Below are 20,305 nucleotides of genomic sequence, written 5' to 3' on the forward strand. Positions count from 1 at the left end.
GCGATGGCCGATGCGCAGGTGATTCCGTTGCGACCGGAGGACGGCGACCGGGTTCCGCCCGTCCCGGAGGAGCCGGGGTGGGAGGAGGCCGTCATCGACGTGCTCGCCTTCGCCCGCCGGAGGCTGCTCGGCGACTACCAGGTCGACGAGTTCGGGTTCGACGAGGAACTGACCGACGAGGTCCTCCTGCGCTTGATCCGCCCGTTCTACGAGAAGTGGTTCCGGGTGGAGACCATCGGCGCGCACAACGTGCCCGACACGGGCGCGCTGGTGGTGGCCAACCACTCGGGCACGCTGCCGTGGGACGCGCTGATGACCACGGTCGCGCTGCACGACCACCACCCCGCGGAGCGGCACCTGCGGATGCTGGGCGCGGACCTGGTGTTCCGGATGCCGATGCTGGGGCCGTTGGCCCGCAAGGCCGGGCACACGCTGGCCTGCAACCCCGACGCCGAGCGGCTGCTGACCAACGGCGAGCTGGTGGGCGTGTGGCCGGAGGGCTTCAAGGGCATCGGCAAGCCGTTCAAGGACCGCTACAAGCTGCAGCGGTTCGGCCGGGGCGGCTTCGTCTCGGCGGCGCTGCGCACGGGTGCGCCGATCATCCCGTGCGCGATAGTGGGTGCCGAGGAGATCTACCCGAAGCTGGCGGACCTGAAGCCGATCGCCCGGCTGCTCGGGGTGCCCTACTTCCCGGTGACGCCGCTGTTCCCGCACTTCGGTCCGCTGGGCGCGGTTCCGCTGCCGTCGAAGTGGTACATCGAGTTCGGTGAGCCGATCGAGACCAGCGGGTACCCGGAGGGCGCGGCGGACGACCCGATGCTGGTGTTCAGCCTGTCCGACCAGGTCAGGGAGATCATCCAGCAGACGCTGTACCGGTTGCTGTCCCAGCGCACGAACGTGTTCCTCGGCTGAGATCCACCCGGTCTGATGATCCCGCGCCACCGGGCGTGCACGGGACGCCGCCGGAGGACCAGGATGTACCGGGCCGGCGCGACGGGCGGGGATGCCGCCGCGCCGGTCCATCGGCACCCCTACGACCGGAGGCGGTTCCCGTGGCGGCGAAGCTCAACCCGTACCTGCAGTTCAACGGCGACGCCCGGCAGGCGTTGGAGTTCTACCGCTCGGTGCTCGGCGGGGATCTGGCGCTGAACACCTACGGCCAGTTCGGCCAGGCGGACGGTCCGCTCGCGGACAAGATCATGCACGGCAACTTGACCACCCAGCTGGGTTTCACGCTGATGGCGGCCGACGCCCCACCGGACATGACCGCGCAGCCCGGCGGCAACTTCTCGATCAGCATCAGCGGTGAGTCAGGCGACGCCGACACCCTCCGCGGCTACTTCATCAAGCTCGCCGAGGGCGGTCAGGTCCACGTCCCGCTGGAGAAGCAGATGTGGGGCGACGAGTTCGGCATGTGCACCGACAGGTTCGGCATCAACTGGATGGTCGACATCACCGGGTGAGGGACCTCGCTCGGCGGTGGGTTCAGGAGCGGTCGCGGCGGCGGTAGGCGAGCCCTGCGGCGACCGCACCCGCTGCGGCGCCCGCTCCGAGCATGGAGTTGAGACCGATGCGGACGGCCTTGCGGCCGGTGCGGAAGTCGCGGACCTCCCAACCGCGGGCGCGGGCGATCTCGCGCAAGCGCTGGTCCGGGTTGACCGCGACGGCCGTGCCCACCACCGACAGCATCGGGATGTCGTTGGCCGAGTCCGAGTAGGCGGTGCACCGCCGCAGGTCCAGGCCTTCGCTGGCGGCGATCGCGCGCACCGCGTGCGCCTTGGCGCGGCCGTGCAGCATCTCGCCGACGAGCCGCCCGGTGTAGTGGCCGTTCTCGCTCTCGGAGACGGTGCCGAGCGCGCCGGTCAGGCCGAGCCGCCGGGCGATGATCGAGGCCAGTTCGACCGGGGTCGCGGTCACCAGCCAGACGCGCTGACCGGCGTCGAGGTGCATCTGCGCGAGCGCGCGGGTGCCCGCCCAGATCCGGTCGGCCATCAGCTCGTCGTAGATCTCCTCGCTGAGGTTCACCAGCTCCTCGACGCTGCGGCCGGCCACGAACGACAGCGCCAGCTCGCGGCTGGCCTGGATGTCCTGCGGGTTCTCCCGGCCGCCGATGCGGAACTTCAGCTGCTGCCAGGCGAACCCGGCGAGGTCACCGGCGTTGAAGAACTTGCGGGCGGCCAGTCCTCGCGCGAAGTGGAACAGCGAGGCGCCCATCATCATCGTGTTGTCGACGTCGAAGAACGCCGCCGCGGTCAGGTCCGGCGGTGTGGTGAGCGTGCCGTCCTGGATCGAAGCGGCCGCAACCGCCGCCTCGGCCGAGGCGCGACCCGCTACTTTCGCGCTGTCGATCTGCTCTGTGCTGGACGTGCGCATGCCGTTGTGGTCCGCGTCATCGGCCGAGCCCTGCCGTGTCGGCACCGCCGCGCCTCCCGGGGTTCCTCCGGAGTGGTATGTGCGAAGTCCGTGGTCCGAGCCGACCCGGTCATCCGGGTCGGCGTCCTCCTAGCTTAAGACCTCGCCCGCGCCACGATTGCGCACCTCCGCCGGGATCGGCAAGAACTACCGGAGATCATCCGGGAGGAGTTGCGCCAGTCGGCGGACCGCGCGGTGCTGCAGGGCCTTCACCGCGCCCTCGTTGCGCTGCATGGCGATGGCCGTTTCGGTCACCGACAGGTCTTGCAGGAACCGCAGCCGGATGCATTCCCGCTGGTCGGGGTTGAGCTGGCGGATGCACTGCAGCAGTTCGCTGTTGGTGGCGTCCAGCAGCACCTGGTGCTCGGGGCCGACGTGCGAGCCCTTGGCGGGCACGTGCTCGGTGACCTCGGAGGTGGGGATCTCCAGCCGGTTCCGGCTGGACTTGATGTGGTCGAGGATGAGGTTCTTGGCGATCGTGATGAACCAGGCCGCCACGTCGCGGCCCTGGTAGCTGATCGAGGCGATGCGCCGCAGCGCGCGCAGGAACGTCTCGCTGGTGATGTCCTCGGCCAGGCAGTGGTCGCTGACCCGGAACAGCACGTACCGGTAGACGGTCTGCGAGTACTCGTCGTAGAGCCTGCCGAAGGCGTCGTTGTCGCCTTGCTGGGCCGCGCTGACGTAGGCCCAGGTGTCGGGGGTGGTCCAGGTGTCCGGTATCGACACCTGCGGCGTTGAACTCACCTGCCGCGCTGCGACGTGGTGAGTGCGGCCTGCGGTGTCGGGGGCGGGGGGTGCGAGCGTCTTGGGGCTGCTCATCTCCGGCGACCTCCTGCCTTCGTTGGCTTCACCGGCCTCGGTGGTACGGGGACGCACCGGGCCGGCAACCATGTCGTCGTGCCCGTGACGGACACCTGATCCGGGCGCCGATCCGGGCCGACGGGTTGCGTCGGTACCGCTCGATCGGGCCTTCACTCGACTGGCCGACCTCCCACCGAAGTGGGCGTTGGAGCAGCAGCATACGTGTTGTTACTCAGAAGTAGGTAGTTCATTGCGGTGACGGTCTGGTCGCGTCCGTGGTCCTTGGGCGGAATGAGCCTGATCACGCAGGGTGATTTTGCACACGTGAGCTGGACGATCGAGGTGGTGAGCCCGGTCTCCGGCGCGTCTCCGGCTGAGTACGTTGGAACCGCCGAATTTTTCCGAACGAACCCGCGAGGAGGCGACGTGCACGAGGTGACCGTGATGTCCCGCGAGGGCTGCCACTCCTGCGTCGACGCGATCTCCGACGTGCGCCGGATCTGCGATGAGCTGGGAGTGGCCTGGTCGGTCAGCGATGTCGACGCCGACTCCGAGCTGCGCGCGGAGTACGGCGACCGGGTCCCGGTGATCTTGATCGATGGAGTCGAGCACGGTTTCTGGAAGGTCGAGGAGGAGCGGCTCCGCCAAGCGCTGCGGAACTGAGCCCGCTCGCGGCCGGGCGATGTGGCTCACGTGCCCTGTACCACCCGTTTTGGCACTTCAGGGGGGTATCCGCAATGATGGCGGGGAAGGTTTGCGCCTCCGGTGCGCTCGCCCCCGCCGACTTTGTGCATGCATTCACAAATGGCTACGGTGTAGGGGTCGTGCCGCCGGAACTCCCCGCCGGATTCTCCGGCGCGGATCAGCGGATCGGGTGGTTCCGTCTCACCGTTTCCCCGGTGTTCGTCCCACATCGATGCCGCCCGAGGGGCAGACCACCAGCAGGCGAGGGAGATCCAGCGTGACGGCCCAAGGAGCGGACGTGCCAGAAGGAGACGGGCAGGCCACTGCTCGGGTCGCTGCGTCCCCGGGGACCCCGGACGCCAACGGGGCTGATGTCAACGGTGCCGGGGCGATCGAGGTCCCGGCAGCCCGCGAGCGCGCCCGTTCCATCCCGGAAGCGGCCGTCGCCCGCCTCGCGGTCTACCTGCGCGCCCTGTCCTCGCTCGCGGAGCAGGACATCACCACGGTCTCCAGCGAGGAGCTCGCGACCGCGGCCGGCGTCAACTCCGCCAAGCTGCGCAAGGACCTCTCCTACATCGGCTCCTACGGCACCCGCGGTGTCGGCTACGAGGTCGAGGTGCTGATCGGGCAGATCGAGCGGACCCTCGGCCTGACCCGCAAGCACAGCGTCGCCGTGGTCGGGATCGGCAACCTCGGGCACGCGCTGGCCAACTACGGCGGGTTCCCGAGCCGCGGCTTCCCCGTCTCGGCGCTGTTCGACCTCGACGACGACCTGGTCGGCGTACCGGTCGGCGGCATCCCGGTGAGCCACATCGACGACATCGTCGAGGTGTGCTCCCAGCGCGAGGTCACCATCGGCGTCATCGCCACCCCGACCCAGGGGGCGCAGGAGGTCTGCGACCGCTTGGTCGCCGGTGGTGTCACGTGCATCCTGAACTTCGCCCCGATCGTGCTTCAGGTTCCCGAGCACGTCGAGGTGCGCAAGGTCGACCTGGCGGTAGAGATGCAGATCCTGTCCTTCCACGTGGCCCGCCGGCAGCAGGAATCGGCTGCCGCGGCCGAAGTCGACGGCGCCTCCGACGGTGGCCCGCCGGGCGGCGGCGCAGGGCTTCCGGGAGAGATCGATTCGGCGAACAGGATGGTGGAACGGCTGTGAACCTGCTCACCGTCGGGATTTCCCACCACAGCGCCCCGGTCCGGGTCCTGGAGCGGGTCGCCATCAGTGGTGGGGACATCAACAAGATCCTCGACGAGCTCGTCATGCGCGAGCACATCGCCGAGGCGTTCGTGATCTCCACCTGCAACCGGGTCGAGATCTACGCGCTGGCCGAGACCTTCCACGGCGGCCTGGACGACGTGACGGCCGTGCTGTCGCGCCACTCCGGCACCGAGGTCGGTGAGCTGGCCGACCACCTCTACGTCTACTACGCCGGTGCCGCCGTCGAGCACCTGTTCTCGGTCTCGGCCGGGCTGGACTCGATGGTCGTCGGCGAGGCCCAGATCCTCGGCCAGCTGCGCCAGGCCTACGGCACCGCCGACGAGCGCGGCACCGTCGGCAAGACGCTGCACGAGCTGGCCCAGCAGGCGCTGCGCGTCGGCAAGCGCGTGCACAGCGAGACCGGCATCGACAACGAGGGCGCCTCGGTCGTCTCCGAGGCCCTGGCCGACGCCGAGGCCGCGCTCGACGGGCTCGCCGGCAAGAGCGCGCTGCTGGTCGGCGCCGGGTCGATGGGCGGGCTGACCGCCGCGCAGCTCAAGCGCGCCGGGATCGGCCGCATCGTCATCGCCAACCGCACCGCCGCCAACGGCGAGCGGCTGGCCGAGTCGCTGCGCGGCGACGGCGTCGACGCCGGCACCGCGGACCTAGCGGGCCTGGCCGACGCGATCGCCGCCGCCGACCTGGTGGTGGCCTGCACCGGCGCGGTCGGCGCCGTGGTGACCGAGGAGGTCGTCTCCGCCGCCCTGACGGTCCGGGACGACCGGCCGCTGCTGTGCTGCGACCTCGGTCTGCCGCGCGACATCGCCGCCGAGGTCGGCGAGCTGCCCGGGGTCACCGTCGTCGACCTGGCGAGCCTGCAGCAGCGGCTGTCGGACAAGCAGGGCGGCAACGAGTCCGACCGGGCCGCCGAGATCGTCGCCGAGGAGGTGCGCGGCTACCTCGCCGCGCAGCGCTCGGCCGAGGTGACCCCCACGGTCACCGCGCTGCGCAAGCGCGCCGCCGAGGTCGTCGACAGCGAACTGCTGCGGCTGGACTCGCGGCTTCCCGACATCGACGAGTCGACGCGCGAGGAGCTGACCCGCACGGTTCGCCGCGTGGTGGACAAGCTGCTGCACTCGCCGACCGTCCGCGTCAAGCAACTCGCGTCGCAGCCGGGCGGCTCCGGCTACGCCGACGCCCTCCGCGAACTCTTCGAGCTCGACCCGCAGACCGCAGCGGTGATCGGCACCCCGCAGGCCGAGGAGAACCTCCCCGGCGGGGTCACGGTCGCCCAGGCGCTGCTGCGCGGCCGGGCGGAACAGGACGGTGAGGACCGTTGAACAAGACCCTCCGCATCGGCACCCGCGGCAGCGCGTTGGCGATGGCGCAGAGCACGTGGGTCGCCGAACAGCTGGAGGCGGCCGGTTACCCGACCCAGCTGGTGACCGTCACGACCCCCGGTGACAAGTCGATGGCCCCGATCGCCGAGATCGGCGTCGGCGTGTTCACCTCCGCGCTGCGCGAAGCGCTCGCGGCCGACGAGGTCGACGTCGCGATCCACTCCTACAAAGATCTGCCGACCGAACCGGACCCCCGGTTGTCGCTGGCCGCCGTCCCGGTCCGGGAGGACCCGAGGGACGCGCTGGTGGCACGGGACGGTCTGACGCTCGGCGAACTGCCCCCGGGGTCCGTTGTGGGCACCGGTTCGCCGCGCCGCGCCAGTCAGCTCCGGGCCGCAGGCCTGGGGCTGGAGGTGCGCGGCATCCGCGGCAATGTGGACACCCGAATGCGCAAGGTGACCGACGGCGAGCTGGACGCCGTCGTCCTCGCCCGCGCCGGGCTGGCCCGGGTGGGCCGGCTTTCGGTGATCACGGAAACGCTCGATCCACTGCAGATGCTGCCCGCGCCCGCCCAGGGCGCGCTCGCAGTGGAATGCCGCGTCGAAGACGTGGACACCGAGCACTTGCTGCAGTCCGTTTTGGACGATCAGGCCAGCCGCGCCGCGGTTGCCGCCGAACGCGCAGTGCTGGCCCGGCTCGAAGCCGGCTGCCACGCGCCGGTCGGTGCGCTGGCCGAGGTGGTGGAGGACCTCGACGACGACGGGCGCGTGGCGCTGCGCCTGTCCGTGCGTGGAGTGGTAGCGACCGACGACGATGTCCTGGTCCGCGCTTCCGCCACTGGTGAGACGACCGCCGCAGAGCAGCTGGGCCTGGAACTGGCCGACGAGCTGCTCGAAGCCCGGGCCGCACTGCTCAGCGGCCCCGGCAGTAGTTGATGGGGAGTGCCCTGATGACCCGAGCACGTAAGACCCCCGGACGGATTGCTTTCGTGGGCTCCGGTCCCGGTGACGCGGGACTGCTCACCGTTCGGGGCCGGGATGTGATCGCCCGCGCTTCGCTGCTTGTGACCGACCCGGACGTACCCGCCGACATCGTCGCGCTGGCCGCCGAGGGGGCGGAGGTCCGCCCCGCCGTCGGCGACCCGGCCGACGTCGCCAAGGACCTGGCCAACGAGGCCGACACCGGCCGCAACGTGGTCCGGCTGGTCGCCGGTGACCCGCTGACCGCCGACGCGGTGGTCCGCGAGACGCAGGAGGTCGCCAAGACCGAGGCCCCGTTCGACGTCATCCCCGGTGTTGCCAGCGGCAGCGCGGTTCCGGCCTACGCCGGCATCGCGCTGGGCGCCGTGCACACCGAGGTCGACGTCCGCGGTGACGCCGACTGGCCGGCGCTGGCCGGTGTGCCCGGCGCGCTGGTGCTGCACACCACCGGCAGCCACCTCGCCGAAGCCGCATCGCGGCTGGTCGAGCACGGCCGTCCGGCGACCACCCCGGTCGCGGTGACCGCGTCCGGCACCACGGTGCAGCAGCGCACCATCGACACCACGCTGGCCTCGCTGGCCGCCGACGCCGGCGAGCTGCAGGGCCACCTGGTGGTGACGATCGGCGAGGTCGTCTCCGACCGCAGCAAGCTGTCCTGGTGGGAGTCCCGCGCCCTGTACGGCTGGAAGATCCTGGTGCCGCGCACCAAGGAGCAGGCCGGTGTGATGAGCGAGCGGCTGTGGTCGCACGGTGCGGTCTCGCACGAGGTGCCGACCATCTCCGTCGAGCCGCCGCGCAGCCCCGCGCAGATGGAGCGCGCGGTCAAGGGCCTGGTCGACGGCCGCTACCAGTGGGTCGTGTTCACCTCGGCGAACGCGGTCCGCGCGGTGTGGGAGAAGTTCGCGGAGTTCGGCCTGGACGCCCGCGCGTTCTCCGGTGTGAAGATCGCCTGCGTCGGCGAGGCCACCGCGGAGAAGGTGCGCGCCTTCGGCATCATCCCCGAGCTGCTGCCGTCCGGTGACCAGTCCAGCGAGGGCCTGCTGCAGGAGTTCCCGCCGCACGACGACATCCTGGACCCGGTCGACCGGGTGCTGCTGCCGCGCGCCGACATCGCCACCGAGACGCTGTCGGCGGGTCTGCAGGAGCGCGGCTGGGAGGTCGACGACGTGACGGCCTACCGGACCGTCCGCGCCGCTCCGCCGCCGGCCGAGACCCGCGAGATGATCAAGACCGGCGGTTTCGACGCCGTCTGCTTCACCTCGTCCTCCACGGTCCGCAACCTGGTCGGCATCGCCGGCAAGCCGCACGCCCGCACCCTCGTCGCCTGCATCGGCCCGAACACGGCCGAGACGGCGAAGGAGTTCGGCCTGCGGGTCGACGTCCAGCCCGAGGCCCCTCGGATCGAGGAGCTGGTCGACGCCCTCGCGGCCCACGCGGCCCGCCTCCGCGCGGAAGGCGCCCTGCCGCCCCCGCGCAAGGCCAAGCGAGCCCGCCGCAGCTGACTCCGCGACGACCCGAAGGGCGCCTCCATCCCCAGGACGGAGGCGCCCTTCGCCGTTCCCACCCCCGTCCCGGGGGCGAATACTGCGGTTCTCGCCCCGGGCGGGCGGCGTGAGCGGGGCGGCGGTTGAGCGTTCGGTCACGGTGGGGTGAGGCCTGCGGATCGCGAGTTCCAGGGGTGGATACGCTCGGGGTGTCACCCCGCCGAGTCAGCTTGGGGAGCCGCAGTTATGTATCCGACGAGCCGTCCCCGTCGACTCCGCCGCAATCCAGCGGTGCGTCGTCTGGTTTCCGAGACCTCCGTGGAGCCGCGGCACCTGGTGCTGCCGATGTTCGTCCGCGAAGGCGCCGCCGAGCCGGTGCCGATCTCGTCGATGCCGGGCGTCGTCCAGCACACCCGCGATTCGCTGAAGAAGGCCGCGGTCGAGGCGGTCAGCGCCGGTGTCGGCGGGCTGATGCTCTTCGGCGTGCCCGAGCAGCACGACGCGGTGGGTTCGGGCGCGGTCGACCCCGACGGGATCCTCAACGTGGCGCTGCGCGACCTGCGCGCGGAGGTCGGCGACAGCACGGTGCTGATGGCGGACCTGTGCCTCGACGAGTTCACCGATCACGGCCACTGCGGAGTGCTGGACGAGGACGGCAACGTCGACAACGACCGCACGCTGCAGGTCTACGGCGAGATGGCCGTGGTGCAGGCGCAGTCCGGCGCTCACATGGTGGGCCCGAGCGGCATGATGGACGGCCAGGTCGGCGTCATCCGCGACTCGCTGGACGCCACCGGCTACGACGACGTGTCGATCATGGCCTACTCCGCGAAGTACGCCTCGGCCTTCTTCGGCCCGTTCCGCGAGGCCGTCGACTCGCAGCTCAAGGGCGATCGCAAGACCTACCAGCAGGACCCGGCCAACGGCCGCGAAGCCCTGCGCGAAGCGGACCTGGACCTGGCCGAGGGCGCCGACATGGTGATGGTCAAGCCCGCCATGTCCTACCTGGACGTGCTGCGCGACATCGCCGGCGTCGCCGACGTGCCGGTCGCCGCCTACCAGGTGTCCGGCGAGTACGCGATGATCGAGGCCGCCGTGGCCAACGGGTGGCTGGAGCGGCAGCGCACCGTCCTGGAAGCGCTGACCTCCATCCGCCGCGCGGGCGCCGACGTCGTGCTCACCTATTGGGCCACCGAAGCCGCGCAGTGGCTGCAGGACGCGCGCGCATGACCGACGTGGAGCAGCGAGTGGACGCCTTCGGCCGACCGGTTTCGCCGCCGGAGCCCGCGCAGCCGCCGAAGGCGCTGCAGATCGCGCGGTGGCTGTGGATCGCCTCCGTGCTGGTCGGCGTGGTGCAGGCGTTCGTCCAGCTGCTCGACCGGGAGCGGCTGATCAGCGAGCTGCGCCAGCTGCAACCGGAGATGACCCAGACCGACCTGGACGCCGCCGCCAACAGCGGCATCATGTTCACCTTCATGTTCAAGGCGTTGACGCTGATGGTGTACGTGCTGCTGAGCAGGCGGATGCTGGAGGCCCGCAACTGGGCGCGGATCACGCTGACGGTCTTCGGCGGCTTCGGCGTGTTCAACGCGGTGATCACGGTGCTGACGGTGTCGCTGATCGGCCCGGCGTTGATCAAGCAGCTCACCGGCATGACCGTGAGCGGTGTCGACGTGGTGTTCGCGGTGCTGGTCGCGGTCGTGGAGGTCGCGGCGATCGTGTTCATGTACCGGCCGGAGGCCAACCGGTTCATCCGCGAGAACCGCGGTGCCCGTCCGCGACCGCCGCGCACCGTGCTGTGACGTTCCGGTGGACACGTTCCGGAGGCGTTCTTAGTCTGATCTCGTGACGCCGCCTGACGCAGTCAACCCGTACGGAGCCGCCCCGCCGCCTCCTCCGGAGGGTCCGAGCGGACGGCAGCGGCCGCGCGCGGTCGACTACTCGTTCTGGGCCGGCGTCGCCAGCCCGATCATCGGGTTGGTGCTGTTCGCGGTGGCCTCCACGACGCTCACCGACGCCGAGCTGGAGATGGTCATCAGCCAGGCGGAGGCGGCAGGGCAGCAGCAGATCACCCTCGATCAGGCACGCGCGCTGTTCCAGGTGACGATCGCGATCGCGGCGGTGTTCTGCCTGGTCCTAGCCGGGCTGTGGATCATGTTCCTGGTGTTCATGCGCAACGGCCGCAACTGGGCCCGCATCGTGATCACGGTGGTCGGCGTCCTCTGGTTCCTCCTGACGATCCCCACGGTCGTGGGAGGCTCCACCGGCGGGATCGCCGCGGTCCTGCTCGCGGTCCTCCAACTCGCCGCCCTCGCCGCCACGATCATCTACGCCTACACAACCCCCGCCAACACCCACTTCCAGTCCCGCTGACCTTTCCCGCGGCACGTTCTTCACCGGATGTCCCATCGAGATCGGATGTGTGATTTCCACTGATGTCCGTGTCTTGACCGGAACTGGTGGACAGGGGTATCTGGGGGTTTCTAGGGTTCGTCCGTGAGTTATCCGCAGAATCCTTGGCAGCAGGGTGGTCACCCGCAGTCCGGGACTCCTTCCGGTGGTCTTCCGCAGCAGGTTTCTGGCGGATACCAGCCCTACGCGCAGAACCCGTTCAGCGCGCCGCCCGTGCCCGTGCACGAGATGGCGGTGCCGCAGCGGCCCGCCACCGTCGAGACCGCGTTCTGGATCGCCGTGGTCCTCCCGCTGCTGGTCACGGTGCTCAACGTGGTCAGCTACCTGATGCTGCAGGGCTGGGTGAACAACTCGATGAGCGGCGGCGCGGACGAGGAGCTGACGGCGGAGATGACCTCTGCGGTCCACGGCGTGATGATGGTCTTCTTCATCGTCCTGACGATCTTCTACCTGATCCTGACCGGCCTGTGGATCGCCTTCGGCTTCAAGCTGCGGGCGGGCCGCAACTGGGCGCGGGTCACCCTGACGATCTTCGCCGGGTTCTGGGCGATGTCGAGCATCGGCACCCTCGGCTCCGGTGGCATGGCGGCCGGGCTGGCCGAAGGCGAGGCGCTGCCCGGCTCCTACTACGCGCTGAGCTACGTGCAGGGCGGGCTCGGCGTGATCGGAACCGTCGCCTTCGTCGTGCTGGTCTTCGTGCCGAAGTCCAACGCCTACTTCGACGCGTCGAGCCGCCGGTACTGATGGCACCGCCGAAACCGCTGCGCATCGCGGTCGTGCTGTGGTGGGTCCTCTCCCTGCTGCTCCTGCTGGAAACCGGGCTCACCTGGTTCGACCCGGCCGTCGAGGCGCGGTTGCAGCAGATCAACACCGTCGTCGGGGTCGCACTGGCGGCGATCTACTTGGGGCTGGGTGCGCTGGTGTTCCGCCGCAAGGCCTGGGCGCGGCTCGTGCTCTCGGTGCTGGCCGTCGTGCACCTGGTGCTGATGGTCGTTTCGGGTGCTGGTTCCTGGATCCCCCTCCTGCTGCTTGCGCTGGGCGTCGCCGGGACCGTATTGATGTGGGCGCAGCAGAGCTCCGACTGGCTGACGGGAGAGCGATGAGCGGCGACCCGGTCTTGTACTCCGAACGCGGCAGCAGCTGGTGGCCGGTGCTGTGGGGCCCGGCGTTCGCGGCGCTGGGGCTCGTCGCCGAGCAGCTGACGCTGGGTCCGGAGCACGTCGCGATGTGGATCCTCGTCGGCCTCGCGCTCGCCGTCGCCGCCACGATCTGGGTCTACGGCAGGCGCAGGCTGCTCGCGGTGAGCCTGACCCGGTCCGAACTCGTGCTCGGCAGGGAACGCCTGGCGACCGATCGGATCGTCGCGGTCAGCGAAGTGGGCGCGCCCGTCGGCGCCCGGGTGCTCGGCGGCAGCTGGACCACGCCGAAGGGCACCGGCGAGGTCCCGCTGCGACTGGACGACGACACCGTCGTGCTGGCCTGGGCGAAGGACTCGGAGAAGCTGTCGGTGGAACTGGCCAAGCTCGTCGAGAAGAAGTCGCAGTTGTAGGCAGCAAAGTGCCCCGGGCGGCGTGCCGAAGCAGAGGCGGACCCGGGGCCTACGCCGTCCAATCTAGCACGAGATCCACAGCAGCCGGAAGGAAAACCCGTTGACCAGGGACAACGTCGAACTCCCCGGTTGGGTTCGGGAGCTGCTGTCGGAAACCCGCTTCGACCGCTACCTCAAGCAGGCGGGTGGTGAGGTCGACGTCGCCGTCCGGCTCTACGACTGGAACGTGCAGGTCTCGGCCGCCTTCTACGGCCCGCTGCACTGGCTGGAGGTGTCCCTGCGCAACGCCCTGCACCACCGGCTGCGGGAGCGGTTCGGCCGCGAGGACTGGTGGAAGACCGCGCAGCTCGCCGACAACGCCAAGTTCAAGATCGGCCGGGCCCGGCGCAAGATCGAACGCCGCGCGGGCTCCACCCCGGACGACGTGGTCGCCGAGCTGACCTTCGGGTTCTGGGTGTCGCTGCTCAGCCGCACCCACGACCGGCAGATCTGGGTTCCCGCTACGCACCGGGCGTTCCCCCACTACTCCGGTCCGCGCAACGCGCTGCACGACGACTTCATGGGCATGCTCGACTTCCGCAACCGCGTCATGCACCACGAACCGATCTTCTACCTCGACCTGCCCGAGTACCACGAGCGCATCTACCGGCTGCTCGGCTACCTCTCGCAGGACGCGGCTCGACACGCCGAGCGCACCGACCGGATCAGCGCGGTCCTGGACGCTCGCGACGTGTGAGACGCTTTCCGCCGTGACGACTGCCGAACCGTGGCCCGCCGACGGGCCGAAGCTCGACGGCGACGCCGAACCGGAGCGCGCCGGTGGCCGGCTCAACCAGCCGTGGCGCGCGGCGGTGGCCGGGATCGAACTGGGCGCCTCGGTCGCGCTCGTGCTGCTCGCGTGGTGGGCGTGGAGCCGGGGCATGGTGACCATCTACCTGCCCGGGCCGCGCGGCGCCGTGGACGTGGTGACCCGCTCCATCGGCAGCTGGCTCACCGGCTCGGTCATCGAAGCGACCCTCGCCGGACTGCTGCTCATCGACGCCCTCCGCCAGGTGGTGCTGTCCATCCGAGCGGGACGCGACTAGGCCGGGGTGCGCCCGGCCACAGGCGCGGGAGTGTCAAACTGGGGGACGTGACAGCTTCTGCGAACTCCGCTTCGACCCGGCACGACGATCCGGCTCCGCAGTCGCGGCAGCTGTTCGAGCGTGCGCAGGCGGTGACGCCCGGCGGCGTCAACTCCCCGGTCCGCGCCTTCCAGTCCGTCGGCGGCACGCCTCGGTTCATGGTGCGCGGCGAGGGCGCCTACCTCTGGGACGCCGACGACAACCGCTACGTCGATCTCGTCTCCTCCTGGGGCCCGATGATCAACGGGCACGCCCACCCCGACGTCGTCGCCGCGGTGCGCGACACGGCCGTGCACGGCACGTCCTTCGGCACCCCCGGCGTCGGTGAGATCGACCTGGCGCAGGAGATCATCAACCGGGTCGAGCCCGTCGAGCAGGTCCGCCTGGTCAACTCCGGCACCGAGGCGACGATGAGCGCCGTCCGGCTCGCCCGCGCCTTCACCGGCAAGCAGAAGATCGTCAAGTTCGCCGGCTGCTACCACGGTCACGTCGACGCGCTGCTGGCCAGCGCCGGATCCGGGGTCGCCACGCTGGGCCTGCCGACCTCGCCGGGCGTCACCGGCGCGCAGGCCGCCGACACCGTCGTGCTGCCCTACAACGACCTCGACGCCGTGCGGCAGGTCTTCGCCGAGCAGGGCGACGAGATCGCCTGCGTGATCACCGAGGCCGCCGCCGGGAACATGGGCACGGTCGCTCCGCTGCCCGGCTTCAACGCCGGGCTCAAGGAGCTGACCAGCGCCAACGGCGCGCTGCTGATCATGGACGAGGTGATGACCGGCTTCCGCGTCTCGGCTGCGGGCTGGTTCGGCGTCGACCGCGTGGCCGGTGATCTCTACACCTTCGGCAAGGTCATGTCCGGCGGTCTGCCCGCCGCGGCCTTCGGCGGTCGCGCCGACGTGATGGCGCGGCTCGCGCCGACCGGACCCGTCTACCAGGCGGGCACGCTGGCCGGGAACCCGATCGCGGTCGCCTCCGGCCTCGCCAACCTCCGCGCCGCCGACGACTCGGTCTACGCGGCGCTGGACCGCAACGCCGAGCGGCTGCGCGAGCTGATCGGTTCCGCGCTCAACGCCGAGGGCGTGGCGCACCAGATCGCTTCGGCCGGCAACATGCTCAGCGTCTTCTTCAGCGAGACCCCGGTCCACGACTACGAGCAGGCGCAGGCCCAACAGACCTGGCGCTTCCCTCCGTTCTTCCACGAGCTGCTGGCCCGCGGCATCTACCCGCCGCCGAGCGCGTTCGAGACCTGGTTCGTCAACGCCGCGATGGATGACGCGGCGTTCGAGCAGATCGCCGAGGCCCTCCCGCACGCCGCGCGCGCGGCAGCCGCCGCGACCGCGCCGGAGGCGTCGAAATGAGCGCACCCCGGGGTGAGAAGACCCTCGTGCACTTCCTCCGGCACGGCGAGGTGCACAACCCGGAAGGCATCCTCTACGGCCGGCTGCCCGGCTACCGGCTCTCCGACAAGGGCGATCAGCAGGCCAAGCTCGTCGCGGAGTTCCTCTCCGGGCACGACGTGGCCCGCGTGATCTCCTCGCCGCTGCAGCGCGCGCAGGAGACCGCCCGCCCGCTGGGCGCGATGTTCCAGGTCGACGTGGCCACCGACGACCGGCTCATCGAGGCCGACAACCGCTTCGAGGGCCTGAAGGTCTCCGTCGGCGACGGCGCGCTGCGCTCGCCCCGGCACTGGCCGAAGCTGTGGAACCCGTTCGCGCCCTCGTGGGGTGAGCCCTACCTGGAGATCGCGCACCGGATGCTCGGCGCCGCGCACCGCGCGCGTGCCGCGGCGGCCGGGCGGGAAGCCGTGTGCGTCTCGCACCAGCTGCCGATCTGGACGCTGCGCCGCTACGTCGAGGGCAAGCCGATGTGGCACGACCCCCGGCGCAGGGAGTGCTCGCTGGCGTCGCTGACCACGCTGGTGTTCCGCGGCGAAGAACTGGTGCGGGTGGCCTACGTGGAACCCGCCGGTGGCACCGATCCGAGAGTGACGGGCGCATGAGGAAGCTTCTCCTACGGCTCGGCGTGCTGACCGCCGCGCTGGCGATGGTCGGTGGCTGCGCCACCCAGGGCGACGACGAGAACAAGGCGGGCGGCGAGTTCACCTTCGTCTCGCCCGGCGGGCAGACGCGGATCTTCTACCCGCCGGCCGAGCGCGGCCGGATCAGCTCGTTGTCCGGCGACGACCTGCTCACCCCCGGCAAGCAGCTGGGGATCCAGGACTTCCCGGGCGAGGTCGTGGTGCTCAACATCTGGGGCTCCTGGTGCGGCCCGTGCCGCTCGGAGGCCGACGACCTGCAGGCGGTCCAGGACAAGCTGGGTCCGCAGGGCGTGCAGGTGCTGGGCATCGACGTCCGGGACAACCAGAGCGCGGCGGCGGACTTCCACCGCGACCGCGGCCTGACCTACCCGTCGATCTTCGACCCTGCCGGCCGCACGCTGCTCTCGCTGCGCCAGTTCCCGCGCAGCACGGTCCCGGCGACGATCGTCCTGGACCGCCAGCACCGCGTCGCGGCGATCTTCCTGACCGAGATGCTCGAGAGCGAATTGCTCCCAGAGGTCCAGAAGATCGCCTCCGAGCCCGCCTGAGAGCGTGTGACGCCCGTCTCGCGGCGGGAGACGTTGGTCCTGAAATGAGCGGGACCAACGTCCTCCCGCTGCGCGGTTCGTGCCTGGGAGTCGCCTTCACCTGGGCGTTCGTGGGCTGGTTCACCCAGCCCGGTGCGTGAGGGCGACGTCGGCTTTCCTACCCTCGAAGCGTGAACCCCACCGAGCTCGCCGCGTCCGGACCGCTGCTGTTCGCGGCGGCGATCGCGGCGCTCGCCGGGGCGATCAGCTTCGCCTCGCCCTGCGTGGTGCCGCTGGTGCCCGGGTACCTGGCGTACCTCGCCGGAGTGGTGGGCGCCGACGCGCCGCCGGTCGACGAAGCCGAAGCCGAGCAGGACCGCCGCGGGCGCTGGCGGGTGGCCGGGGCCGCGCTGCTGTTCGTGGCCGGATTCAGCGTCGTGTTCGCCGCCGGGGCGCTGCTACTGCTCGGCCTGTCCGACGCGCTGCTGACCAACGAGCTGCTGCTGCAGCGCATCGGTGGTGTCGTGACGGTCGCGATGGGCCTGGTGTTCCTCGGCCTGGTCCCCGCCCTGCAGCGCGACGTGCGGGTGCACCGCGTGCCTCGCGCCGGGGTGTGGGGCGCGCCGCTGCTCGGCGCGGTGTTCGGCCTCGGCTGGACGCCGTGCCTGGGACCGACTCTGGTGGGCGTCATCTCGGTCGCCGCCGGCACCGATGTGGACACCGGGACCGCGCTGCGCGGGATCCTGCTGGTGCTCGCCTACTGCGTCGGTCTCGGCGTCCCGTTCGTGCTGCTGGCGCTGGGCGCCCGCTGGGCGGTGCGCAGCGCGGGCTGGCTGCGGCGACGCGGACGCGCGATCCAGATCGCGGGTGGAGTGCTGCTGGTGGTGGTGGGCTTGCTGCTCGTCACCGGTTTGTGGGGAGAGCTGATCACGATGCTTCGTGGCCCGATCGCCGGTTTCGAGACGCCGATCTGATGCGCGAGCACCTCAAGACCTCCCTGGCCTTCCTGCGCAACACCTGGCGCGGGCTGACGTCGATGCGCACCGCCCTGGTGCTGCTGTTCCTGCTGGCGATGGCCGCGCTGCCGGGCGCGCTGATCCCGCAGCGCTCGCTGAACCAGTCCGAAGTGGACAAGTACTTCCGGGATTACCCGGAGCTCGCTCCGCTGCTGGACGAGATCGGCATGTTCGAGGTGTTCAGCTCGGTCTGGTTCGCCTCGATCTACGTGCTGCTGTTCATCTCGCTGATCGGCTGCCTGCTGCCCCGCTGCTGGGAGTACTACAAGCAGTGGCGCAGCAAGCCGGTCCGCACCCCGCGCAACCTGGCGCGGCTGCCGCACCACGCCGAGAAGGCCCTCGAGGACACCTCGGTCGACGAGGCGATCTCCGCCGCGAAGACGCGGCTGCGCGGCTGGCGGATGGTCGAGCACACCGAGGCCGACGGGGCCCGCTCGATCAGCGCCGAGCGCGGATTCCTCCGCGAGATCGGCAACCTGGTGTTCCACTTCGCTCTGGTCGGGCTGCTGATCGGTCTCGCGGGCGGCAAGCTCTACGGCTACGAGGGCCAGGTCATCGTGGTGGCCGACGGTTCCGAGTTCTGCAACTCCGGCACCTACAACTACGACTCGTTCCGCGCCGGGCTGTCGGTCGACGGCACCCAGCTGTCCCCGTTCTGCGTCAAGGTCGACGACTTCGACGTCGACTACCAGCCCAACGGTCAGGTCGCCAACTACCGCGTGGGCATGCAGTACCAGTCCGAAGAGGACCTGGAGAACAACTCCTGGAAGCCCTACGAGCTGCAGGTCAACCACCCGCTGCGCACCGCAGGCGACCGGATCTACCTGACCGGCAACGGCTACGCGCCCCGGTTCACCGTCACCTGGCCCGACGGTCAGCAGCGCACCGGACTCGTGCAGTGGCAGCCGATGTCGCCGCAGACGATGCTGTCGCAGGGCGCCACCAAGTTCGACCCGCCCGGCGTGACCGACGAGGCGCAGCGCAGGCAGAACCAGCTGGCCATCACCGGCCTGTTCGCGCCGACGGCGTCCTTCGACGGCAAGATCCTCAGCTCCGGGTTCCCCGACCTGCTGGACCCGACCGCGGCCATCGACGTGATGCGCGGTGACCTGGGCCTGGACTCCGGGCGCGGGCAGTCGATCTTCGGCGTGGACCAGTCGATGGTCGAGCAGGGCAGGCTCAAGCGGGTCGCGCGCGAGAACGTCCGCGTCGGGCAGGAGATCCGCCTCGACGACGGCACCACGGTGCGCTTCGACGGCGTCGAGCGCTGGGCGAACCTGCAGGTCTCGCACGACCCGTTCCAGACCTCGGTGCTGGTTTTCGCGGTGCTCATCATCGCGGGCCTCGGCACCTCTCTGATCGTCAAGCGCCGCCGCATCTGGGTGCGGGCCGCTCCGCACCCGGAATCCGGCGAAAGCCCCGCCGCGCGTACCGTTGTCGAGGTCGGCGGGCTCGCCCGCACCGACCAGGCCGGGTACGGCGAGGAGTTCGCCCGGATCGCCGATGACCTGCTCGGTGCGGATCTCGACCACTCGCCCCAGCCCCGCGCGGACGCAGGGACCGCGCGCGAAAGGAAGAGCTGATGCCGGTCAACGAGACGCTGTCCAACTACAGCGACATGGCCTACGCCACCTCGGTGGTCATCTACATCGCGGCGATGCTGCTGTACTTCGGCGAGTTCGCCCTCGGCCGGGTCGCCACCGTCGCGCGCACCCGCGAAGCCGCCCTGGTGGGCGCGGAGAAGTCGTCGGAGTCCCAGGACGTCGTCGGCCACGTCCCGGCGAAGCCGAAGCGGCCGCTGGCCGAGCGGTTCGGCGGCATGGCCGTGTCGATGACGGTCCTCGGCGCGCTGGTGCACTTCGGGTCCCTGCTGACCCGCGGCCTGGCGACCGGCCGGGTGCCGTGGGGCAACATGTACGAGTTCGGCTCGGCGATCTGCCTGGCGGCCGTGGTGGCCTGGATGATCGTGCTGTTCCGGCAGCTGCGCAACGCCCGCCGCGAGGCCACCCCGGCCCAGCTGCGCGGGCTCGGCGGTTTCCTGATGCTGCCGGTGACGCTGCTGCTGTTCCTGTCCGGCACCGTGCTCTACGCGGAGGCCGCGCCGCTGCAGCCCGCCCTGCAGTCCTACTGGATCATCATCCACGTCGCCGCTGCGATCGTCTCCAGCGGCGCGCTGCTGTTCGCCGGTGTCGCCAGCGTCCTCTACCTGCTGCGCAGCCGGTACGAGAACAACCCGCTGAAGATGGCCAAGTTCGGCGCGCGGCTGCCCACCAGCCAGGCGCTGGACCGGATGGCCTACCGCGCGACCGTGATCATCTTCCCGGTGTGGACGTTCGCGATCGTCGCCGGTGCCATCTGGGCGGAGGCCGCGTGGGGCCGCTTCTGGGGCTGGGACCCCAAGGAGACCTGCGCGTTCATCGCCTGGATCGTCTACGCCGCCTACTTGCACGCCCGCGCGACCGCGGGCTGGCGCGGGGTGCGCTCGGCGTGGATCAACGTCCTCGGCCTGGCCGTGATGATCTTCAACCTGTTCTTCGTCAACCTCGTCGTCACGGGTCTGCACTCCTACGCCGGGCTGTGAGCCGCACCCGATCCGGCGTTCGCAGCAACGCGGCGGCGCGTTCGGCTCGCAGCCGTGGCGTGAATCGCGTTCTGTGTCGGCAGAACCCGCGGCGCCTACCCGCCACCTATGGTGACTAGGGGGTATAGGTGGGATTAGGTTTTTTGCTGAAGTGGGGCT

General features: G+C 70.5%; 23 protein-coding genes. 21 read left to right on the forward strand and 2 right to left on the reverse strand.

What is annotated here, in order from left to right; genetic code table 11:
- Positions 1-3: 3 nt before the first annotated feature.
- A complete protein-coding gene (locus tag R4I43_RS23125; RefSeq protein WP_324267773.1) occupies positions 4-912 on the forward strand; it encodes a lysophospholipid acyltransferase family protein in 909 nt (302 codons plus the stop codon).
- A 140-nt stretch (positions 913-1,052) separates the two neighbouring features.
- Positions 1,053-1,463 carry a VOC family protein gene (locus tag R4I43_RS23130; protein ID WP_324267774.1) on the forward strand — a complete coding sequence of 137 codons (411 nt, stop codon included), beginning with the start codon at positions 1,053-1,055 and terminating at the stop codon, positions 1,461-1,463.
- Positions 1,464-1,485: 22 nt separating this feature from the next.
- On the opposite strand, the gene R4I43_RS23135 is transcribed toward R4I43_RS23130, so the two are convergent.
- Together R4I43_RS23135 and R4I43_RS23140 are read right to left on the reverse strand one after the other, a co-directional pair.
- The gene (locus tag R4I43_RS23135; RefSeq protein ID WP_324267810.1) at positions 1,486-2,373 is read right to left on the reverse strand and encodes an HAD family hydrolase; all 888 of its coding nucleotides are present in this window, start codon (positions 2,371-2,373) and stop codon (positions 1,486-1,488) included.
- A 186-nt stretch (positions 2,374-2,559) separates the two neighbouring features.
- A complete protein-coding gene (locus tag R4I43_RS23140; protein ID WP_324267775.1) occupies positions 2,560-3,231 on the reverse strand; it encodes a sigma-70 family RNA polymerase sigma factor in 672 nt (223 codons plus the stop codon).
- A gap of 426 nt (positions 3,232-3,657) precedes the next feature.
- On the opposite strand from R4I43_RS23140, the gene R4I43_RS23145 reads away from it, so the two are divergent.
- The 19 genes from R4I43_RS23145 (at position 3,658) to ccsB (ending at position 20,146) form a co-directional block, all read left to right on the forward strand.
- The gene (locus tag R4I43_RS23145; RefSeq protein WP_324267811.1) at positions 3,658-3,876 is read left to right on the forward strand and encodes a glutaredoxin family protein; all 219 of its coding nucleotides are present in this window, start codon (positions 3,658-3,660) and stop codon (positions 3,874-3,876) included.
- Between the two features lie 298 nt (positions 3,877-4,174).
- The gene (locus R4I43_RS23150; RefSeq protein WP_324267776.1) at positions 4,175-5,053 is read left to right on the forward strand and encodes a redox-sensing transcriptional repressor Rex; all 879 of its coding nucleotides are present in this window, start codon (positions 4,175-4,177) and stop codon (positions 5,051-5,053) included.
- Complete coding sequence (locus R4I43_RS23155; protein WP_324267777.1) at positions 5,050-6,435, forward strand: glutamyl-tRNA reductase; 1,386 nt, start codon at positions 5,050-5,052, stop codon at positions 6,433-6,435. The genes R4I43_RS23150 and R4I43_RS23155 overlap by 4 nt, the downstream gene beginning before the upstream one ends.
- A complete protein-coding gene (gene hemC, locus R4I43_RS23160; RefSeq protein ID WP_324267778.1) occupies positions 6,432-7,370 on the forward strand; it encodes a hydroxymethylbilane synthase in 939 nt (312 codons plus the stop codon). The genes R4I43_RS23155 and hemC overlap by 4 nt, the downstream gene beginning before the upstream one ends.
- Positions 7,371-7,384: 14 nt before the next feature.
- Positions 7,385-8,917, forward strand: coding sequence for a bifunctional uroporphyrinogen-III C-methyltransferase/uroporphyrinogen-III synthase (locus R4I43_RS23165; protein ID WP_324267779.1), 1,533 nt, complete (start codon positions 7,385-7,387; stop codon positions 8,915-8,917).
- Between the two features lie 228 nt (positions 8,918-9,145).
- Positions 9,146-10,129 carry a porphobilinogen synthase gene (hemB, locus tag R4I43_RS23170; protein ID WP_324267780.1) on the forward strand — a complete coding sequence of 328 codons (984 nt, stop codon included), beginning with the start codon at positions 9,146-9,148 and terminating at the stop codon, positions 10,127-10,129.
- Entirely contained in the window at positions 10,126-10,701 is a 576-nt protein-coding gene (locus R4I43_RS23175; protein WP_324267781.1) for a hypothetical protein, read from the forward strand. The genes hemB and R4I43_RS23175 overlap by 4 nt, the downstream gene beginning before the upstream one ends.
- A 43-nt stretch (positions 10,702-10,744) precedes the next feature.
- The gene (locus R4I43_RS23180) at positions 10,745-11,272 is read left to right on the forward strand and encodes a hypothetical protein (protein ID WP_324267782.1); all 528 of its coding nucleotides are present in this window, start codon (positions 10,745-10,747) and stop codon (positions 11,270-11,272) included.
- A gap of 123 nt (positions 11,273-11,395) precedes the next feature.
- Positions 11,396-12,055, forward strand: a complete 660-nt coding sequence (locus R4I43_RS23185) for a hypothetical protein (RefSeq protein WP_324267783.1) — start codon at positions 11,396-11,398, stop codon at positions 12,053-12,055.
- Complete coding sequence (locus tag R4I43_RS23190) at positions 12,055-12,414, forward strand: hypothetical protein (RefSeq protein ID WP_324267784.1); 360 nt, start codon at positions 12,055-12,057, stop codon at positions 12,412-12,414. The genes R4I43_RS23185 and R4I43_RS23190 overlap by 1 nt, the downstream gene beginning before the upstream one ends.
- On the forward strand, positions 12,411-12,860 hold the full coding sequence (locus tag R4I43_RS23195; RefSeq protein ID WP_324267785.1) for a hypothetical protein: 450 nt from the start codon (positions 12,411-12,413) through the stop codon (positions 12,858-12,860). Before R4I43_RS23190 ends, R4I43_RS23195 begins: the two co-directional genes overlap by 4 nt.
- Positions 12,861-12,960: 100 nt before the next feature.
- Positions 12,961-13,596 carry a hypothetical protein gene (locus tag R4I43_RS23200; protein WP_324267786.1) on the forward strand — a complete coding sequence of 212 codons (636 nt, stop codon included), beginning with the start codon at positions 12,961-12,963 and terminating at the stop codon, positions 13,594-13,596.
- A gap of 13 nt (positions 13,597-13,609) precedes the next feature.
- Positions 13,610-13,945 (forward strand): hypothetical protein, encoded by a 336-nt coding sequence (locus R4I43_RS23205; RefSeq protein WP_324267787.1) that lies wholly within the window; start codon positions 13,610-13,612, stop codon positions 13,943-13,945.
- 47 nt (positions 13,946-13,992) lie between these two features.
- Positions 13,993-15,342 (forward strand): glutamate-1-semialdehyde 2,1-aminomutase, encoded by a 1,350-nt coding sequence (hemL, locus tag R4I43_RS23210; RefSeq protein ID WP_324267788.1) that lies wholly within the window; start codon positions 13,993-13,995, stop codon positions 15,340-15,342.
- Positions 15,339-15,983 carry a histidine phosphatase family protein gene (locus R4I43_RS23215; protein ID WP_324267789.1) on the forward strand — a complete coding sequence of 215 codons (645 nt, stop codon included), beginning with the start codon at positions 15,339-15,341 and terminating at the stop codon, positions 15,981-15,983. Before hemL ends, R4I43_RS23215 begins: the two co-directional genes overlap by 4 nt.
- Positions 15,980-16,570 (forward strand): TlpA family protein disulfide reductase, encoded by a 591-nt coding sequence (locus R4I43_RS23220; RefSeq protein ID WP_324267790.1) that lies wholly within the window; start codon positions 15,980-15,982, stop codon positions 16,568-16,570. The genes R4I43_RS23215 and R4I43_RS23220 overlap by 4 nt, the downstream gene beginning before the upstream one ends.
- A 170-nt stretch (positions 16,571-16,740) precedes the next feature.
- Entirely contained in the window at positions 16,741-17,523 is a 783-nt protein-coding gene (locus R4I43_RS23225; protein ID WP_324267791.1) for a cytochrome c biogenesis CcdA family protein, read from the forward strand.
- Positions 17,523-19,148: a cytochrome c biogenesis protein ResB gene (gene resB / locus R4I43_RS23230; RefSeq protein ID WP_324267792.1), complete on the forward strand. Its 1,626-nt coding sequence runs from the start codon at positions 17,523-17,525 to the stop codon at positions 19,146-19,148. Before R4I43_RS23225 ends, resB begins: the two co-directional genes overlap by 1 nt.
- Positions 19,148-20,146, forward strand: coding sequence for a c-type cytochrome biogenesis protein CcsB (gene ccsB / locus R4I43_RS23235; RefSeq protein ID WP_324267793.1), 999 nt, complete (start codon positions 19,148-19,150; stop codon positions 20,144-20,146). Before resB ends, ccsB begins: the two co-directional genes overlap by 1 nt.
- The last annotated feature ends 159 nt before the right edge of the window (positions 20,147-20,305 follow it).

The organism is Saccharopolyspora mangrovi (genome assembly GCF_035320975.1).
Lineage (GTDB): Bacteria > Actinomycetota > Actinomycetes > Mycobacteriales > Pseudonocardiaceae > Saccharopolyspora > Saccharopolyspora mangrovi.

Bases quoted from the DNA above. Each gene is read 5' to 3' on its own strand.
- hemB (WP_324267780.1), top strand. From the start codon at position 9,146: ATGTATCCGACGAGCCGTCCCCGTCGACTCCGCCGCAATCCAGCGGTG.
- R4I43_RS23135 (WP_324267810.1), bottom strand. From the start codon at position 2,373: ATGCGCACGTCCAGCACAGAGCAGATCGACAGCGCGAAAGTAGCGGGT.
- R4I43_RS23220 (WP_324267790.1), top strand. From the start codon at position 15,980: ATGAGGAAGCTTCTCCTACGGCTCGGCGTGCTGACCGCCGCGCTGGCG.
- R4I43_RS23215 (WP_324267789.1), top strand. From the start codon at position 15,339: ATGAGCGCACCCCGGGGTGAGAAGACCCTCGTGCACTTCCTCCGGCAC.
- R4I43_RS23195 (WP_324267785.1), top strand. From the start codon at position 12,411: ATGAGCGGCGACCCGGTCTTGTACTCCGAACGCGGCAGCAGCTGGTGG.
- R4I43_RS23190 (WP_324267784.1), top strand. From the start codon at position 12,055: ATGGCACCGCCGAAACCGCTGCGCATCGCGGTCGTGCTGTGGTGGGTC.
- R4I43_RS23125 (WP_324267773.1), top strand. From the start codon at position 4: ATGGCCGATGCGCAGGTGATTCCGTTGCGACCGGAGGACGGCGACCGG.
- ccsB (WP_324267793.1), top strand. From the start codon at position 19,148: ATGCCGGTCAACGAGACGCTGTCCAACTACAGCGACATGGCCTACGCC.
- R4I43_RS23145 (WP_324267811.1), top strand. From the start codon at position 3,658: ATGTCCCGCGAGGGCTGCCACTCCTGCGTCGACGCGATCTCCGACGTG.
- resB (WP_324267792.1), top strand. From the start codon at position 17,523: ATGCGCGAGCACCTCAAGACCTCCCTGGCCTTCCTGCGCAACACCTGG.
- R4I43_RS23140 (WP_324267775.1), bottom strand. From the start codon at position 3,231: ATGAGCAGCCCCAAGACGCTCGCACCCCCCGCCCCCGACACCGCAGGC.
- R4I43_RS23165 (WP_324267779.1), top strand. From the start codon at position 7,385: ATGACCCGAGCACGTAAGACCCCCGGACGGATTGCTTTCGTGGGCTCC.
- R4I43_RS23175 (WP_324267781.1), top strand. From the start codon at position 10,126: ATGACCGACGTGGAGCAGCGAGTGGACGCCTTCGGCCGACCGGTTTCG.